This window comes from Streptococcus sp. HMSC066F10 (genome assembly GCF_001813805.1).
GTDB lineage: Bacteria > Bacillota > Bacilli > Lactobacillales > Streptococcaceae > Streptococcus > Streptococcus vaginalis.
The window spans coordinates 17,259-34,506 of record NZ_KV813975.1; the positions used below are offsets into that span (position 1 = coordinate 17,259).

16 protein-coding genes and 1 pseudogene are annotated in these 17,248 nt (G+C 37.5%); 5 read left to right on the top strand and 12 right to left on the bottom strand.

Annotated features, from left to right (window positions below; all coding sequences use genetic code 11):
• The 7 genes from HMPREF2933_RS04665 to ftsW all read right to left on the bottom strand — a co-directional run.
• Positions 1 to 1,741, bottom strand: a 1,741-nt coding sequence (locus tag HMPREF2933_RS04665) for a GBS Bsp-like repeat-containing protein (RefSeq protein ID WP_186821706.1), incomplete at its 3' end; no start/stop codon positions are given.
• 66 nt (positions 1,742 to 1,807) lie between these two features.
• Positions 1,808 to 2,566 (bottom strand): triose-phosphate isomerase, encoded by a 759-nt coding sequence (tpiA, locus tag HMPREF2933_RS04670; RefSeq protein ID WP_003023935.1) that lies wholly within the window; start codon positions 2,564 to 2,566, stop codon positions 1,808 to 1,810.
• 156 nt (positions 2,567 to 2,722) lie between these two features.
• Entirely contained in the window at positions 2,723 to 3,919 is a 1,197-nt protein-coding gene (tuf, locus tag HMPREF2933_RS04675) for an elongation factor Tu (RefSeq protein WP_003023932.1), read from the bottom strand.
• A 123-nt stretch (positions 3,920 to 4,042) separates the two neighbouring features.
• Positions 4,043 to 5,107: an anti sigma factor C-terminal domain-containing protein gene (locus HMPREF2933_RS04680; RefSeq protein ID WP_024053050.1), complete on the bottom strand. Its 1,065-nt coding sequence runs from the start codon at positions 5,105 to 5,107 to the stop codon at positions 4,043 to 4,045.
• On the bottom strand, positions 5,094 to 5,564 hold the full coding sequence (locus HMPREF2933_RS04685; protein WP_024053049.1) for an RNA polymerase sigma factor: 471 nt from the start codon (positions 5,562 to 5,564) through the stop codon (positions 5,094 to 5,096). Before HMPREF2933_RS04685 ends, HMPREF2933_RS04680 begins: the two co-directional genes overlap by 14 nt.
• 125 nt (positions 5,565 to 5,689) lie before the next feature.
• Positions 5,690 to 8,389, bottom strand: a complete 2,700-nt coding sequence (ppc, locus tag HMPREF2933_RS04690) for a phosphoenolpyruvate carboxylase (protein ID WP_024053048.1) — start codon at positions 8,387 to 8,389, stop codon at positions 5,690 to 5,692.
• 38 nt (positions 8,390 to 8,427) lie between these two features.
• The gene (gene ftsW / locus HMPREF2933_RS04695; protein WP_024053047.1) at positions 8,428 to 9,660 is read right to left on the bottom strand and encodes a cell division peptidoglycan polymerase FtsW; all 1,233 of its coding nucleotides are present in this window, start codon (positions 9,658 to 9,660) and stop codon (positions 8,428 to 8,430) included.
• A gap of 280 nt (positions 9,661 to 9,940) precedes the next feature.
• Here ftsW and HMPREF2933_RS04700 point away from each other — a divergent pair, with 280 nt between their 5' ends.
• The 5 genes from HMPREF2933_RS04700 to lysS all read left to right on the top strand — a co-directional run bounded on the left by HMPREF2933_RS04700 (position 9,941) and on the right by lysS (position 14,452).
• Positions 9,941 to 10,777 (top strand): glycoside hydrolase family 25 protein, encoded by an 837-nt coding sequence (locus HMPREF2933_RS04700; RefSeq protein WP_024053046.1) that lies wholly within the window; start codon positions 9,941 to 9,943, stop codon positions 10,775 to 10,777.
• A 126-nt stretch (positions 10,778 to 10,903) separates the two neighbouring features.
• A complete protein-coding gene (locus HMPREF2933_RS04705; protein ID WP_024053045.1) occupies positions 10,904 to 11,746 on the top strand; it encodes a DUF368 domain-containing protein in 843 nt (280 codons plus the stop codon).
• A complete protein-coding gene (locus tag HMPREF2933_RS04710; protein ID WP_024053044.1) occupies positions 11,746 to 12,228 on the top strand; it encodes an aminoacyl-tRNA deacylase in 483 nt (160 codons plus the stop codon). Before HMPREF2933_RS04705 ends, HMPREF2933_RS04710 begins: the two co-directional genes overlap by 1 nt.
• Positions 12,229 to 12,240: 12 nt before the next feature.
• Positions 12,241 to 12,882, top strand: coding sequence for a histidine phosphatase family protein (locus tag HMPREF2933_RS04715; protein WP_024053043.1), 642 nt, complete (start codon positions 12,241 to 12,243; stop codon positions 12,880 to 12,882).
• 82 nt (positions 12,883 to 12,964) lie between these two features.
• Entirely contained in the window at positions 12,965 to 14,452 is a 1,488-nt protein-coding gene (gene lysS, locus HMPREF2933_RS04720; RefSeq protein ID WP_024053042.1) for a lysine--tRNA ligase, read from the top strand.
• 123 nt (positions 14,453 to 14,575) lie between these two features.
• Here lysS and HMPREF2933_RS10600 read toward each other — a convergent pair.
• From HMPREF2933_RS10600 to HMPREF2933_RS04740, 5 genes and pseudogenes are all read right to left on the bottom strand, one after another.
• Positions 14,576 to 14,715, bottom strand: a pseudogene (locus HMPREF2933_RS10600) (competence protein TfoX); the annotation flags it as partial.
• A gap of 116 nt (positions 14,716 to 14,831) precedes the next feature.
• On the bottom strand, positions 14,832 to 15,374 hold the full coding sequence (locus HMPREF2933_RS04725) for a DUF6036 family nucleotidyltransferase (RefSeq protein WP_024053041.1): 543 nt from the start codon (positions 15,372 to 15,374) through the stop codon (positions 14,832 to 14,834).
• The gene (locus HMPREF2933_RS04730; protein WP_024053040.1) at positions 15,367 to 15,654 is read right to left on the bottom strand and encodes a hypothetical protein; all 288 of its coding nucleotides are present in this window, start codon (positions 15,652 to 15,654) and stop codon (positions 15,367 to 15,369) included. The genes HMPREF2933_RS04725 and HMPREF2933_RS04730 overlap by 8 nt, the downstream gene beginning before the upstream one ends.
• A gap of 2 nt (positions 15,655 to 15,656) precedes the next feature.
• The gene (locus HMPREF2933_RS04735; protein ID WP_060458418.1) at positions 15,657 to 16,112 is read right to left on the bottom strand and encodes a hypothetical protein; all 456 of its coding nucleotides are present in this window, start codon (positions 16,110 to 16,112) and stop codon (positions 15,657 to 15,659) included.
• Positions 16,102 to 17,019, bottom strand: coding sequence for an IS1595 family transposase (locus HMPREF2933_RS04740; protein ID WP_024053038.1), 918 nt, complete (start codon positions 17,017 to 17,019; stop codon positions 16,102 to 16,104). The genes HMPREF2933_RS04735 and HMPREF2933_RS04740 overlap by 11 nt, the downstream gene beginning before the upstream one ends.
• Positions 17,020 to 17,248 lie beyond the last annotated feature (229 nt).

Consider the following 17,248-nt stretch of genomic DNA (forward strand, 5'->3'; position numbering starts at 1 on the left):
CACCTGAGACAATCACATCAAAGGTTCCTGCGTCAGGATTGTTATTCGCGATAGTCAAAGTACCTTTAGGATGCGCAATCGAAACTGTTGTCGTTGTCCCTGTTACTCCTACCAACTGATTATTTTCTTGGATATAATATACATGAATATTATAATCTCCAGTTGATTTTTTATGATCAGTCGCTTTAACTGTTACTTTGTAAGTTCCATTGGCTTGTTTCTTAGCAGTATACCAGATAATATCATCTTGACCACCGATGCTGGACCAAGTTGGAACTTTCACTTCACGAACGCCATAAGGACTAGAAACATTGGAAATAAGGACATCAAAAGTTCCTGTGTCAGGATTATTATTAGCAATAGTCACTTTTCCTTGAGGTCGTCCAAATGAAAGCTCGGTAGTTGTTCCACCTACGCCAACCAATTTCCCATTATTTTGAATGTAATAAAGGTGAATGTGATAGAGTCCTGTAGAAAATTTGTGATCTACTGCTCTTACTGTTACTTTATAGGTTCCATCAGCCTGTTTAGCAGCTGTATACCAAATAATGTCATCTTGACCATTGACATTAGACCAGGTCGGTACTTTCACTTCACGAACGCCATAAGGAGCAGAAACGTCCGACACAATCACATCAAAGGTTCCTGTGTTAGGATTCTTGTTTTGAACTGTGATTTTTCCTTTTATTGGCTGATTTGCAGCACGATTGCTTGGAGTTGCCTTATTCGTAAAACGTCCAGTATAATCCACACTTTGGTCAAAAACATGACGACCAAGTAGTAGTTCAGCTTGCGAAGTAAACTGCCAAGCACCTGCTTCACTATTATATTTCAGTGTTTTCGCATCATCTGCACTTAATTTTGAAGTTGGATATTGCGCTACCCAGAAATTCTCCAAGCCAAATTGCTCTGTTTGGATTGGTCCTTTCGTTCTGAGATTATTTCGATCAAGCCAACTTGCACTTGTATAGTACATCAAATTTGAAAAGCCCATACGCCGCATTTCATCTGCCCAAGCTTGAGTAGTTGCATTGATATTCGGACGCATATCAGAATCTTCAATATCATTTACCATAACAGTTGAGGAAGGAAGGTTCAATCGCCTTGCTTCCTCTGCAAAATAGCGCGCTTCTGCTCTTGCTTCTGCTTCATTAGTATAATGAGAAAAAGCATAAGCCGACACTTGCATACCTGCCGCTTGTGCATTCTGTGTTTGAGAAACCGCATAAGGATTTTTATAACTCGTTCCTTCTGTTAATTTGACAACAACCCCATTTACCCCTTTTTCAGCTAAATGTTGATAATCCTCTTTGCTGATATGCCCATTATGACTGCTGACATCTACAAAAGTTGATTTTTTTACTTGCGCATCAGGATTACTTCTGGCTGTTGCTTGATTATTCTGCGCAGCAAAAAAAGTTGACTTGTTGTCTTTTTTAGTCTCAGTTGTAGTTGTCGAATTTTCTTTTACAACTGATTGTTCTTCTGAAACTTTAGCCTCAGTTGAAGCAGTAGTTGCTTCGTTTTTAGATGAAGAAGATGAAGTTGTTTGATTTATTGGAGCAGTTTGAGTTACTTCTTTTGTTTGGAGTTCAGCTAAAGAATGAGTTTCTTGTTTATTGAGTTCTACTGTCGGCTGTGGCGTAGAAGTTTTTACAGGTTCATCAGCAAAAATTTGCTGTGAACTAGCTGCAATTAAAATAGCTGTGCTTGCTAAATAAAATAAACTTTTCTTTTTCATTTTATTTCTCCATTTTAAAATAAGCCTACCATAAAATATGGCAAGCTAACTATTTCTTTTAAGAAATTATTTTACAAAGTCCAACAATGCAAGGAAACTTTCTGCTTCAAGTGATGCTCCACCAACAAGGGCACCGTCAACATCTGGACATGCCATGTATTCAGCTACATTGTTCGGTTTTACTGAGCCGCCGTATTGTACACGTACTTTGTCAGCCACTTCTTGACCAAAGTCAGCTGCTACAACATCACGAACTGCTTTACACATTTTTTGAGCATCGTCTTGAGTAGCTGATTTACCAGTACCGATAGCCCAGATTGGTTCGTAAGCAATGACAAGAGAAGACACTTGTTCTGCTGTCAATCCTTTAAGGGCTGCAGATACTTGAGCACCTACAAATTCCACTGCTTTACCAGCTTCGTAAGTTTCAAGAGATTCACCACAGCAGATGATTGGAAGAAGACCGTTGCGGAAGATAGCATGAGCTTTCTTGTTGATATCTTCGTCTGTTTCATGAAAATAATCACGACGTTCTGAGTGACCAATTACAACATAATCAAGACCCATTTCAGAAAGAACTTTGGGACTATTTTCACCAGTAAATGCACCAGCGTCTTCAAAATAAGTATTTTGTGCAGCAACTTTAAGATTTGAACCTTTTGCTGCAGCAAGAACTGTCGTCAAATCAAGCGCAGGAGCTGCGATACCTGCTTCAACAAGATCAGATGAAGGAAGTTTACTTGCAACTGCTTCTACAAAAGCTTTAGCTTCTTCTGGATTTTTGTTCATTTTCCAGTTACCAGCAATAAATGGTTTACGTGACATTTCACATACCTCTTCTTTTTTTATTTACATCTATTATTTTACCATAATTTAATAGAGAAATAAAGACTGAGTCGAATGAAATCATAAAAAAGAAAGCCCCGCAACAGCGGAGCTCATTTGTCTGACTTTAATTGTTCATCTGGGAACTTAATTGAATTAAGCTTCGATTTCTGTAACCATACCTGAACCTACAGTACGTCCACCTTCACGGATAGAGAATGTAGTTCCTTGTTCTACGGCAATTGGGTGGATCAATTCAACGTCGATTGTTACGTTATCACCAGGCATTACCATTTCAGTACCTGCAGGAAGTTCGATTGAACCTGTAACGTCTGTAGTACGGAAGTAGAATTGAGGACGGTAGTTGTTGAAGAATGGAGTATGACGTCCACCTTCTTCTTTAGTAAGGATGTAAACTTCACCTTTGAATTTAGTGTGTGGATGAATTGAACCTGGTTTAGCAAGAACTTGTCCACGTTCGATTTCGTCACGTTGGATACCACGAAGAAGAACCCCTACGTTATCTCCAGCAAGACCTTCGTCCAATTGTTTACGGAACATTTCAACACCAGTAACAACTGCTTTTTGGATTTCGTCACGGATACCAACGATTTCAACTTCGTCGTTGACTTTAACAGTACCACGGTCGATACGTCCTGAAGCAACAGTACCACGTCCAGTAATTGAGAATACATCTTCAACTGGAAGAAGCAATGGTTTGTCAGTGTCACGTTCTGGTTCTGGAATGTATTCATCAACAGTATCCATCAATTCCATGATGATGTCTTCATATTTTTCATCACCTTCAAGAGCTTTAAGAGCTGAACCTTGGATAACTGGGATTTCATCACCTGGGAAATCGTATTCTGAAAGAAGGTCACGGATTTCCATTTCAACCAATTCAAGTAATTCTTCATCGTCAACCAAGTCAACTTTGTTCATGAAGACGATAAGGTATTTAACACCTACTTGGCGTGAAAGAAGGATGTGTTCACGAGTTTGAGGCATTGGTCCATCAGTTGAAGCTACTACAAGAATAGCTCCATCCATTTGAGCAGCACCAGTAATCATGTTTTTAACGTAGTCCGCGTGTCCTGGAGCATCGATGTGAGCATAGTGACGTTTAGCAGTTTCATACTCAACGTGTGCAGTATTGATAGTGATTCCGCGTTCGCGTTCTTCTGGAGCAGCATCAATAGATGAATAATCTTTTGGTTGGTTAACTGAACTTGGAAGACGACGTGCAAGTACAGTCGTGATAGCTGCAGTTAGGGTAGTTTTACCATGGTCAACGTGTCCGATTGTACCGATATTAACGTGTGGTTTACTACGATCGTATTTTTCTTTTGCCATTTGAGTAAAAGCCTCCAATAAAATATATTTTATAGATAGACAGTAGGCAATACAGTCTAACTTTCCTTACTATTTTATCAAATTTTCTTCAAATTGCAAGCATTTTACGCCTTTTTTATCAATTTATTCTTTGTCCAACTTGTAGTATGGTTGATTTGGTATAGAAGCTCCAATGCTTGATGCATAAATCCACTCCTTACCTTCCAACTGTGCAAAATTTTCAGCTTTTCCTGTTAGGATAACGCCTGAGAATTCTAATTTTTCTAGGTCTTCTTTCTTAGACAAGTCTAGCTTACCAAATTTTTTCAAGTAGGTTTTAATGTCATCTGACGAAGTTACATTATTGTAGCTACTTTTTCCAAATCCACTTTTAATATATTTCTTCAGATTAGCCAAGAATCCATCTACATCTTTCATTTGGGCAAGTCTGTTACTCAGTCTCTCTCCTTCTTTGAGGTTTTTAATAGCTTCTTCTGCTTCCTTTTTGTGAACATATTCTTTTTGCGTTAGATAATCTGGACTCGTACCATATAGATTGCTTGGTTGCCACCAGCTTGGATCGCTTGTTGAATTTGTACCAATCCAATACCAATTGGTCTTGAGGTTCTTAGGTATCATTGCTCGAATTTCTTTTAAACTATATGGTTTATCAAAGGTCAGAGCCACTTCTACTAATTGATTTTGCATATCTTTTACGTAAGGAAGCTCTTTAGTTGGTTCATGGACAGATTCTCCTTTCTCCTCTTTCACATTTTTATTGTAGAATTGTGGCACTTTTTGGTTATTTTCTATTTGAATAGTTGCCCCAGATTCTGTATATCTGCCAGAATTTGCATGAAAAATAGTTCCTCGATTGATATTAAAAATTCCAAAATCTGTCTTGTATTCACCAGAGTCTAGCGGAATCCCATAAATATCTTTAGCTTGTCTACCTTTAATACCACCGTGAAACATATCTCCACCATTAGCAGACCAGGTATACGTTTCAATATTAGGAAAGGCGACGCTTTCAACTAGCTGTACCTCATTGACCACCTTCCAAGCTTGGTCGCTGATGAGTTTTCCTATAATCATACGAGCAGCAATATATATTCCAAAAAATACTACCACTACTGTTGTTGACCAGAGGATAATCCGCTTGGTATTTCGCTTTTTGTTTTTCTTTGCAACGATTTCAAATGTTTCCATGATGATATCCTTTCTTTTCCAAAATCTGTCGAAGTTTCTTTCGACTGCGCATGAGCTGAACTTTGACTTTGCTCTTAGAATAATGGAGTACTTCTGCTATTTCGCCTATTGAGAATCCTTGAAAATAATAAAGATCCAACATGATTTTATCCTGTGTGGGCAACTTTTCTACTTCCTCCATGAGAAAGTCATAATCTGTTTCTTCAACAATCAATTGATTTTCCTTTGTAAAAAAATCTCGTCGCAGGATTTCCATATAATGCTTATCACGCCGGTATTTGTCAATATAGCGGCGAATAGACACACTATACATCCAAGCTCGCATTTTTTGAGCAGGGATGACAAAATCAGACTCTAGCATTTTGATAAAAACATCCTGAACAACATCTTCTGCTTGCTCTTTTGGAACGCCTGAGCCTTGCAGATAATAGACGATTTCTTTTGCAAAGGTAATCAAGACTTTTTCATAATCATCTAGTTTGATATCCTCATCCCCCTTCCTTCACTAGTATAACGAATTGGAAGCGTTTTGGGTTACAAAGATATAAAAAAATCGGAAATAATCCGATTTTTTATTCTTCATCAGCCTGAGTTTCTCAGTCCTGTCGCAATTCCATTGATTGTGACGTGAATCAACCTTTCTTCGTCAGGAGATAACTCCCCACGGCGTTGGCGTTTGATGAGTTCCAGCTGAATATAATTCAAGATATTAAAATAACGCATGCGGTAGTCTAAACTGTCTCGCAAGTAGGGATTTTCCTCTAACAGGTCATCATAATCTTCAATAGCAAGAATAACATTCTTGGTTAATTGCCACTCATCCAAAATTGTATAATAAATTTCTTGTACTTCTTTATCTTCACACAATTGAGCATATTCAAAGGCGATATTCATATTCGACTTTGATAACACCATGTCTACATTGGACAAAAGCGATTGGAAGAAAGGCCAATTTTTATACATCTTTCTCAAGAAAGCTAGATTTTCTTCTGGATTTTCATCAATAAATTCTTTAAAGCTGGATCCAACACCATACCAACCAGGGAACATCACCCGACTTTGCGACCATGAAAAGACCCACGGAATGGCACGCAAGCCACCGATTTCGGTAATTGTTTTACGCGCAGCCGGTCGCGAACCAATATTAAAGCTGGAAATAGCTTTGATTGGGCTTGATTCAAAGAAATAATCATAAAAATGCTCATTGCCAAAAACCAAATCACGATAAATTTGATAGCTTCGTTCTACTACCTGATCCATAATATGCTCATAGCGGTTAGATGTGCTAGTATCGCTCTTTTTCTTGGTAATCATACGGTTAATCGTTGCCGACACCAACATTTCTAAATTGTAGTACGCAGCGTCTTTATTTCCGTATTTATTGCCAATAACTTCTCCTTGCTCTGTCAGGCGAATTCGGTCATTGATACTGCGGAGAGGCTGAGAGGTAATGGCTTCATAAGTAGGTCCGCCACCACGACCAACCGTTCCACCACGACCGTGGAAAAAGGTGATTTTTATACCAAATTCATCTCCAATAGCTGTCAGTTGCTGTTGCGCTTTATAGAGAGTCCAGCAGGATGATAAGTAACCACCGTCTTTATTGCTGTCTGAATAGCCCAGCATGATTTCTTGATAGTTGTTATTAGAGGCAATCCATTTCTGAGCGATTGGAAGAGATAAGTATTTCTTCATCGTGTCATAGGAATTATCCAAGTCTTCAATGGTTTCAAAGAGCGGCACAATCTGTACACGCGCAAATTCTTTGTCAATGAGACCAACTTCCTTGTGCATAACAGCCAACTCTAAAAGGTCAGACACGCTCGTAGCATGAGAAATAATGGTTTGCTTAATAACCGCATCTCCTAGCTTGTCTTTCAACTCACGCGCCGTTTGAAAAATCTCTAATTCTTTTTGCAAAAGGGCAGATTTTTTAGCATGTGTAGCAGAAAGAATCCGCGGATCATAGAGAAGTTCATTTAGCAGAACGTGACATTTTTCGTCTTCAGAAAGCTCGCTATAATGCTCCACAATTCCTGCGCTCGCTAATAACTCCGCAACGCAGACTTCATGAACACTGGAATCTTGACGCATATCAATGGAAGCAAGGTAAAAACCGAATACTTCTACTGCTTGAAGCAACTCAGTAAACTCACCAGAAATCATTGCTTCGCCTTTATTTTCAAGAAGAGACTGCTTGATAGCTAGTAAATCATGTTTAAATTCTTCAATTTTGTGGTAATGTGGCTCGGTTTTTATCTGATCAATAAAGTAAGTCTTTGTATTTTTTAGTTTTGTTTGAATATAGTAGAAGGCTCGACGATACAATTCTTTTTCGCGGTAAATAGAATTATCTTCTGACAGATAAGCCATTTCCTGCACCGCTTCACTTACTTTTACGATACCTGTTGACAAAGAAAATTCACGGTACAAATTAGCAACTTTCGTATCGTAATAGTTCATAATCACTTCACATTGTGTCAAAGCGGATTTTTTCAATGTGTCAGCTGTAACATAAGGATTTCCATCTCGGTCACCACCAATCCACATTCCCATCGTAATAGGGGTAGAATTTTTCAGGTCAATCCCGTGCTGTTTGGCTAAGCGCTTGTATTCTTCTGTTAAATTAGTCACCGCCTGCAAGAAAGAGCTATTGTAGTATTCCATCACATTAGTGATTTCATTGGTCACTTTTAATTTCTTCTCACGAATCATATCTGTCCGCATGATAATTTCAATATATCGGCGAAGATTATTGTGCCATTTTTGCTCATTGAGCAAGCCCATTCGCACATCGCGGTATTTACGCAACAAGACATGAATATGATTGGTCAAATCCAACATAGTCGTTCGTTGCACTTGAGTTGGGTGAGCTGTTAAAACAGGAACCACATTCAAATGCTCCAAAATTTCAGCAGCGTTTTCCTTTTCAGAAACCAAATCAATCGTTGTGGATAATTTCCCAAGATAATCTTGCCCCACATTATTTTGATAGTTAATCTCAAAAGCCAAATCCACATCTTCTGAAATATTGATTAAAAGAGGCAGTATTGAAAAATAACGAGAAATATAGGACATTTCCTTGTTCGATAGACTTTGAACAATCTCATTTAACCCTTCATAATTTCCAGCTGCTGCTAATTCTTTTAAAGCAATGATTTTTTCAAAGGTTTCAGGACTCAGCATATTTTTTGTAACTTCTTCTAATAAGTCCGTCAGAATCGTAACTTCTTCTTTGATAACTTCTTTATTGTTGTAATTTTCTAATTTTTGAAGTGACATAATCTACACCTTTCAATAAGCTTTTGCTCAATCTAACGTTAGCGAATAATTCTTAAACCGTGATTGGTTTCTTCGATTTCTCTATACAAACTTTCTCGTTTTTCATTGGCATCAATGTTTAAAACAAAAGCAATCGCTACGGATAATACTAACAAACTATTTCCACCTTGTGACAAGAATGGGAAGGTGACACCCGTCGAAGGAATCAAACCGGAAATTCCTCCAATATTGACAAACGTTTGTGTCAGTAACATTCCACCAACACCAAGAGCCATCATAGAATTAAATGGATCTTTCGCTCGAATTCCCACAAGGATAATCCGCAAAATAAGGAAAAACAAGAGGGCTAAAATCAAGCTGGCACCGATAAATCCAAATTCTTCAATAACAATGGAAAAGACAAAGTCTGTCTGTGCTTCTGGTAAATAACCACGTTTTTCGATAGAATTTCCTAATCCTAAGCCAAACCAACCGCCATTGCTCATGGCATAATAGGAATTAGCTAGCTGGTGACCTGCGCCTGATAAATCTTTAAAAGGATTAAAAAAGGCACTAAATCGTTTTGCTACATAGCCAAACACAGGAACCTTAGCAACTTTTTCCACACCAATCAACCAGATGCCTGCTAAAACCGCTGTGGAAAGAGTGACAAATATCCCAAGAAGAGTTGAAAACCAGCGATAACCGATCCCACTAACCGTTACCATGATTAAGGTCGTCAGCAAAAGAATGGTCGCATTCCCCAAGTCAGGCAGCACTGCTACGATTCCAATTAACACAACGACTAGGATTCGCCAGTCGTTCAGTGCGCGTGGAATCAGTTGATTTCGTGTTAAAGCCTGATAGTCATACGTTGCGATTTCATCTTGCTGATGAGAAAACCGCTGTGCTAAAAACCAAATCAGAATAATTTTTAAATACTCAGCCGGCTGGAGACTAATCGGACCAAATCGTAACCAACCATGTGCACCATTGATTCGGGCACCAAGGAAGCGAGATAAAATTAAAAGCAAGATTTCCACAAAAATAACAATGACAATCAGTCGATTGTCTTTTAAGAAATCTAACTTTATTTTGTAAATTAAAGCAATGGCAAGTAAGCTGATTACCCAGAAAATTCCTTGATTTAAAACAGATCTGAGCGAATTTGCTCCTACCTGTACTAAAGTGGCACTTGACGTTGAATAAACAACTATCAATCCCAAAATAGATAAAACCAAATAAGGAATCAAAATGGAATAATTCAGCAGGTGGCGTTTATCAATTTTCATAGTTCACCTAATATTATTAAATTTTCACCGAACATTATACCACTTTTCAGGGTAAAAAAAAAGTATTTGACGAACGGTATTTTTTAAATCCTTGCAGTATCTAGACTAAACTTTAACTAAAAAAAGAACAATAAGCTGAGTCCATGAATAGGATTTATAAGCATTCTTCACCATTATGTCCAATAAACCGCTTTCTTTAATATTTCAATTTGATGACAAATACTTATTTTCTACTAGTTTATTTTGCTTTTTATCTGACTTTACGTTAAAATGAAATTATATGAGAAAGAGGATTAAACCGCTTGTTGTCTTTGTTTTCTTTGTTAGCTTCATTGTGATTATTTTAGGAGCGAAGCATTATTCAGAAAACAAGGAAACTAAACAGCAAAAGGACGCTATTACACAAACATCAGCTACTTCTCAGTCAACTGATACTTCAGATTCCGATGAAGCAGACAAAGCCTATAAACCAATCATTGACTTGTCCGGCTGGCAATTGCCAAGTGATATTAACTATGACGTACTAGCAAAAAATGTTTCTGGCGCCATTATACGCGTGCATAGCGGAGCACAAGCAAAAAAAGAAAATGCAGCTACACACTTAAACGGAATTGATAAATCCTATCAACGCCACATAGAAGAATTTCAAAAACGAAATATTCCTGTCGCTGTCTATGCTTATGTGGCTGGTAGCAACAAGAAAGAAATGCAAAAAGCTGCCGAAAGTTTTTATAAAGCTGCTTCAAAATACAAACCGACCTACTACTGGCTAGATGTTGAAGAAAAAACTATGGAGAACATGAATGCTGGTGTTGAAGCTTTTCGCGCTAAGTTATCATCATTGGGTGCTAAGAACATCGGGATTTATGTCGGAACCTATTTCCTTGAAGAACACAGTATCTCAACTAAGAAATTCACAGCTATTTGGATTCCAACTTACGGCTATAATGACGGTTATTACAATACTGCCCCTAAGACAGACTTAAAATACGATTTACATCAATACACATCACAAGGCTCAATTGGTGGTTTTGCACATGATGTCGATCTTAATCAGCTATCTCCTTTAAAAAATCAGACAAAAACATTTAAAAAATTATTTGGTAATGGAAAATAATAACTCTGTAATAGTTTGAATCGAAAACTTTGCAGAGTTTTTCTTTTCTTCTCGTCTAGTTATCACTACTTTCTTGTTTCTAAATATGTTATAATGACTAACAAAGAAAAGTTTAGGGAGTAATGAATGATTTCTTGGTTAATCAGAATTTTTAAGGGAATTGTCATCGCGCTAGGATTTATTCTCCCTGGGGTATCTGGTGGAGTTTTAGCCACTATTTTGGGGATTTACGAGCGGATGATTTATTTTTTAGCGCATATAAAAGAGAATTTTCGTGAAAATGTACTTTATTTTTTACCTGTTGGTATTGGAATGGTTTTAGGGATTGCACTATTTTCCCTGCCAGTTGAATATCTCTTAGAGCATTATAAAATCATTGTTTTATGGGGATTTGCAGGAGCGATTATCGGTACGATTCCAAGCTTGCTAAAGGAATCTACCAGAGAATCTGATCGCGACCGAACTGATGTTATTTGGTTCGTAGCCACTTTTTTCATCTCTGGGATTTGCCTTTATTTCCTCAATAGTTTAGTCGGAACGTTACCTGCAAATTTCTTGACTTTTATTTTAGCTGGTTCCCTTATCACACTGGGAATTCTCGTTCCAGGTTTAAGTCCTTCAAATTTGCTCTTGATTTTGGGACTGTATTCCCCGATGCTAATCGGTTTTAAATCTTTAGATATTTTGGGAACCTTTTTACCAATCGGAATTGGCGGTCTCCTCGCACTTGGGATTTTTTCAAAATCCATGAATTATGCTTTGGAAAATTATCATTCTCAAGTGTACCATTTTATCATTGGGATTGTCTTATCTAGTACTGTTCTCATCTTGGTACCAAACCCTGGGAATAGCGAAAGTATTCATTATGCTAATACTTCTATCATCACCTTCGTTACTGCTGCGTTCTTCTTTGGATTAGGAACTTGGCTGGGCGCTTGGATGAGCCAATTGGAGGAAAAGTATAAATAATGGCTAAAAAAACAAAAATTAAGAAAACTCTTGTAGAACAAATTTTGACAAAAGCAAAAATTCCTCACAAAGGGCTCCAAATCAATGCTTTAGAAGGACAATTGCCTGAAGGAATAGAGCGCTCACAGATTTACAAAACATTGGCTCTAACAGGCGATAAAACAGGGACAATTATTGGGATTTTGCCCATAACAGAACATCTAGCTGAAAAAAAGCTGGCCAAAATATCTGGTAACAAAAAAGTAAGCATGATTTCGCAAAAAGATTTAGAAAAGACAACTGGCTACATTCACGGAGCAAATAATCCTGTCGGCATTCGTCAAAAACACCACTTTCCTATTTACATTGACAATTCGGCTTTAACAGACGAAACTATTATCGTATCGGCTGGAGAATTAGGACACAGTATTGAAATTAACGCAGAGGATTTAGCTCATTTTGTCGAGGCGACCTTTGCAGATTTAAAAGAGGATTCAAAATAGAAAGGAAACTGTATGAAACTCTACTTCATTCGACACGGAAAAACTCAATGGAATTTAGAAGGACGCTTTCAAGGAGCCAATGGTGATTCACCGCTGCTTGAGACTTCTATTGAAGAATTGCACTTGCTTGGAAAACACATGGCTCACATTAAATTTGACAAGATTTTTTCAAGTGATTTACCACGCGCAATGGCAACTGCACAGATTATCAATAGTGAAAATCATTTTTCACAAGTCGTTGAGCCACATGCCGAGCTACGTGAATGGCAACTAGGATCCCTAGAAGGACAAAAAGTTTCTACGATTACGGCTATCTATCCTCACCAAATGGAAGCTTTCCGTCACAATCTAGCGAAATTTAACAACTCTATTTTTGGTGCAGAATCAGTCTACAATACTACACGACGTACAATAGACTTCATTAAATCACAAAAAGGGCAATCTTATAAAAATCTTCTTTTTGTTGGTCATGGAGCGAATTTAACTGCTTCTTTACGTTTATTACTAGGTTATGACTTTGCTCAACTTCGCCAGCAGGGTGGTCTTACAAATGGAAGTGTCACCATTCTTGAAACGCAAGATTTTGAGCATTTTACACTTCTTGACTGGAACAATGTTGATCACTTAAAAACAATTGAAACCGTGAGCGTATAAAATCACGGTTTTTCTTTATTTATAGATGAATTTCTGCCTTATTTATGATAGAATGAGGAAGGTAAACTTTAGGAGGAAGAATATGACTACTGAACATATTGAAGAATTAAATGACCAGCAGCTGATTCGTCGTGAAAAAATGGCTGCTTTAGCAGAACAAGGCATTGACCCATTTGGTAAACGTTTTGAACGTACTGCAGATTCTGCCCAATTAAAAGAAAAATATAGTGATAAAACAAAAGAAGAGCTACATGAATTAGCGGAAACTGCTACCATTGCGGGACGACTTATGACCAAGCGCGGGAAAGGCAAAGTCGGTTTTGCTCATATCCAAGACCGTGAAGGTCAAATTCAAATCTATGTTAGAAAAGATACTGTTGGTGAAGAAAATTATCAAATTTTTAAAAAAGCGGATATTGGCGACTTCCTTGGTATCGAAGGTGAGATCATGCGCACAGATATGGGAGAACTTTCGATTAAAGCAACTCACATTACACATCTCTCTAAAGCACTTCGTCCATTGCCTGAAAAATTCCATGGACTAACAGATGTTGAAACGATTTATCGTAAACGTTATTTGGATTTGATTTCCAATCGGGAAAGCTTTGAACGCTTCGTAACTCGCAGTCGTATCGTTTCAGAAATTCGCCGTTATCTTGATAACCAAGGCTTCCTTGAAGTTGAAACACCCGTTTTACATAATGAAGCTGGTGGTGCTGCTGCTCGTCCATTTATTACTCATCACAATGCACAAAATATTGATATGGTACTTCGTATCGCAACTGAATTGCACTTAAAACGTCTGATTGTTGGTGGTATGGAACGTGTTTATGAAATGGGACGCATTTTCCGTAACGAAGGAATGGATGCCACTCACAATCCTGAATTCACTACGATTGAAGCTTATCAAGCTTATGCAGACTTTGGAGATATCATGGACTTGACAGAAGGAATTATCCAAAGTGCAGCGAAAGCTGTCACAGATGCTGAAAGTGTCCCTTATCAAGGTACTGAAATCTTTATCGGTCGCAAATTTGCACGTAAACACATGCTAGAAGCCATTAAAGAACAAACTGGCATTGATTTCTGGAAAGATATGACTCTCGAAGAAGCGACTGCACTGGCTAAAGAACATCATGTAACGGTTGAAAAACACTTTACGGTTGGTCATATTATCAATGCTTTCTTTGAAGACTTTGTTGAAGATACCTTAATTCAGCCTACATTTATCTATGGTCATCCAGTAGAAGTGTCTCCGCTAGCTAAGAAAAATGCAGATGACCCACGCTTTACAGACCGCTTTGAGCTCTTTATCGTTGGACGCGAATTTGCCAACGCCTTTACAGAGTTGAACGACCCAATTGACCAATTATCGCGTTTTGAAGCGCAAGCCAAAGCTAAGGAACTCGGAGATGACGAAGCAACTGGCATTGACTACGATTACGTAGAAGCTCTTGAATACGGCATGCCGCCAACTGGAGGCCTCGGAATTGGAATTGACCGCTTAATTATGCTGTTGACAGATGTCACTTCTATTCGTGACGTATTGCTTTTCCCAACGATGAAGTAAACAATTTCTTATCAAATGAATACTGAGATAACAAAAATGACCTTGTCCCTCGTTCAAGAGGGACAAGGTCATTTTTTAACTCTATCATAATTGAATTTTTTCGTTCAAAATTCTACTATAATCAAGAATTATTTCTTTTGCTCCATCATACGGCAAGTCATACACTACATTTGGCATATCTGCACGGGTTTAACAAGTAATCTACCATCATGTATTCCGCCAATAATTTTTCCATTATAATAGATAATAAATTCTCCCATCATAGCTCTATAACTAATATTATTTAAGGGAACTATATACCAGTTTACACTAGACACAATATATAGTACTTACGAGAATATCAAAAAAGGCGACTTCCAAGCGGAAATCGTCTTTTAGTTTATCTCAATCCATCTGGATGTTCGGTCATGTATTCTGCTAACCATTCCATACCATAGGCTATCTCAAATACTTCCAATATCAATGAAAGGTCTGGTTGAAAACCATATTCTTTGAGCTTGTTGGTAACATCTTTTATGGAACGGATTTTGATTAACTTAATAATATCTCCTGCATCTTGTCTATCCCTATCTCGTCCGCTTTCTAGCTTCATACCAAGAATGTAGGATAATGGTGGTACAAAAACAGTCAAATTTGAATAGCTAAATGCCTTCTCACAGATTGACCGCGGTGGTACTCTATTCATATTAGCAACGTTATTATTCAACCATAATTCTTCAGGTTCGTTCACACCAAAATCATCGCCAACTTTCTCAATAATGCTTCTGATTTTAGCATCTTCTTGATAAAAAGCATCAACATCTTTTGTTCCTCGAAGGTTGTAGTATTCGAGGACAAAGCCACCAACACAGATAATCTCGAGGCTGATATTTTCCTTAGCTAATTCTGTATTGAAAGCTTCAAATAAAACTTTCTTATCCATAGTTACCCTCTCTAAAGAGTTTCAAAATATCTTTTGGCTTACTTTTACGGTTCGCCTGCAAAACGTGTTCTCTTGTGTGTGTACCTTCTGTTAAAGCATCTTGAAGGGTTATTTTTTGGAAAGGTGTTAAGGTAGGATTTTTCAACAATTGCTCTACATCATCAGTAGTTAGTTTAGTCTCCTCATCTTTAATGACCTTATAAAGATAGCGAAACCACAAATCACCGTTACTTCCAGCATGTTCACTAGCTCTCACCATGTAATCGTACCATGTTGTCATTATTATTCCCCCTCATCTTTTCTAAGGTTATAGTGCATCGCTATCCAAAGTTTTTTGTCAAAATCCGATAACTCTTTTTTCTTCTGATAAATGCAATCGTTCAAATCAGGAAATTTGAGACTGTATTTTTTCTCAAAAAAGTTCTGAAACTCCTCTTTACTTTCTGCAATATCAACCAAAGCTTCTAACTCTGCCATTTGTTTGGCAATAGCCTTTCTGTCAATTTTCTGTTGACTATCTCCAAGTACATCATAAACACAACGTTTTGTCAGTTGAGTATAAAAAGAGCGATGTTTAGTAACAAAATCAAAGGAATAGGTCTTATCCCAGAGTTTGGTGTATTTATTGTAAAAACCATCTGAAAGACTGACCTGATAACCAATCAGCTTACTATCAACTCTACGAGCGATAGACCTTTCCAATTCAAAATGTAGGTCATGTAATGTATTAGTAGCCATAAATCAGCTCCCTGTATTTAGTTCGGACACAGGCATTTGAAATCAGGAGATTAAAACGCTCACTATCCGAATAGTTACGAGTATTATAACGAAAAACAAATTCATCTACATAGTCTTGAAGATATTTCTTAGACCACGAATGGTAAATTCCTAATACTCCACGTTTCAATCCAGCCCAAAAGCCTTCAATCGTGTTGGTATAAACATCACCTTGCACATACTCACTAATTCCATGATTAACAAAGTCATGATTATACATCTTAGCCACTTTATTATAACCCAGCCATTCATCTGTATAAAGTCGAGCTGTTTCCTTTACATATTTGACAATCTGTTCAGTCAATGTTTTCGTCTTTGTATCTGGTACATGATGAGCATTAACTTTACCTTGACGTTGTACCATGCCTACTACAGCAGATTTGTCTTTCAATGAACGCCCTTGAGCATTTTTGACTTTTTTGGAGTTATGACGATTCTTATTTTTACCACCTATGTAGGTTTCATCAACTTCCACAACATCATCAAGACTATTGTTGTTTTCAGAACTAAAACACTTACGGATACGTTGCAGCATGAACCAAGCTGTTTTTTGCGTAACACCAATATCTTTTGATAATTGCACAGATGAGATTCCTTTTTTGTGAGAAGTCACAAGCCAAATTGCCATAAACCATTTACGAAGTTCAATTTTAGTATTGTCAAAAAGAGTACCAGTCTTGACATTGAAGTATTTTCCAGTATTTTTGCAACGGTATTTGTTACCTTTGCATTTGTAGACCTTTGAGGTAGCATCAAAAGGGCTGATAATCATATCGCCCCAAATCATATTTTCTAAATGGTCAATACATGACTGTTCGTCTGGAAAAGCAGATTGTAAATCAAATAATGACTTAAACTCAAACTTCATAACTGGTACTCCTTACTTCTTGATTATATTATATCGAAAACAAGAATGATTGTCAATAAAAATGTAAACTTCTACTATGCAAAAAAAGCCAAAATTTTGATATAATAGAAGTATCAAAAATAAAGGAAATTAAGTATTATGAACGCAATCACAGCTCACAGCTCACAGCTCACAGCTCACAGCTCACGCTGATTATGTAATCGGACGTGTTTTTTGTAAAGCTCTAAAA

Excerpts from the sequence above, each read along its gene's own strand:
- HMPREF2933_RS04705 (WP_024053045.1), top strand. The coding sequence starts at position 10,904 with ATGATTTCTTGGTTAATCAGAATTTTTAAGGGAATTGTCATCGCGCTA.
- ppc (WP_024053048.1), bottom strand. The coding sequence starts at position 8,389 with ATGTCACTTCAAAAATTAGAAAATTACAACAATAAAGAAGTTATCAAA.
- tpiA (WP_003023935.1), bottom strand. The coding sequence starts at position 2,566 with ATGTCACGTAAACCATTTATTGCTGGTAACTGGAAAATGAACAAAAAT.
- ftsW (WP_024053047.1), bottom strand. The coding sequence starts at position 9,660 with ATGAAAATTGATAAACGCCACCTGCTGAATTATTCCATTTTGATTCCT.
- HMPREF2933_RS04740 (WP_024053038.1), bottom strand. The coding sequence starts at position 17,019 with ATGAAGTTTGAGTTTAAGTCATTATTTGATTTACAATCTGCTTTTCCA.
- HMPREF2933_RS04735 (WP_060458418.1), bottom strand. The coding sequence starts at position 16,112 with ATGGCTACTAATACATTACATGACCTACATTTTGAATTGGAAAGGTCT.
- HMPREF2933_RS04715 (WP_024053043.1), top strand. The coding sequence starts at position 12,241 with ATGAAACTCTACTTCATTCGACACGGAAAAACTCAATGGAATTTAGAA.
- lysS (WP_024053042.1), top strand. The coding sequence starts at position 12,965 with ATGACTACTGAACATATTGAAGAATTAAATGACCAGCAGCTGATTCGT.
- HMPREF2933_RS04725 (WP_024053041.1), bottom strand. The coding sequence starts at position 15,374 with ATGGATAAGAAAGTTTTATTTGAAGCTTTCAATACAGAATTAGCTAAG.
- HMPREF2933_RS04680 (WP_024053050.1), bottom strand. The coding sequence starts at position 5,107 with ATGGAAACATTTGAAATCGTTGCAAAGAAAAACAAAAAGCGAAATACC.
- HMPREF2933_RS04700 (WP_024053046.1), top strand. The coding sequence starts at position 9,941 with ATGAGAAAGAGGATTAAACCGCTTGTTGTCTTTGTTTTCTTTGTTAGC.
- tuf (WP_003023932.1), bottom strand. The coding sequence starts at position 3,919 with ATGGCAAAAGAAAAATACGATCGTAGTAAACCACACGTTAATATCGGT.
- HMPREF2933_RS04730 (WP_024053040.1), bottom strand. The coding sequence starts at position 15,654 with ATGACAACATGGTACGATTACATGGTGAGAGCTAGTGAACATGCTGGA.
- HMPREF2933_RS04710 (WP_024053044.1), top strand. The coding sequence starts at position 11,746 with ATGGCTAAAAAAACAAAAATTAAGAAAACTCTTGTAGAACAAATTTTG.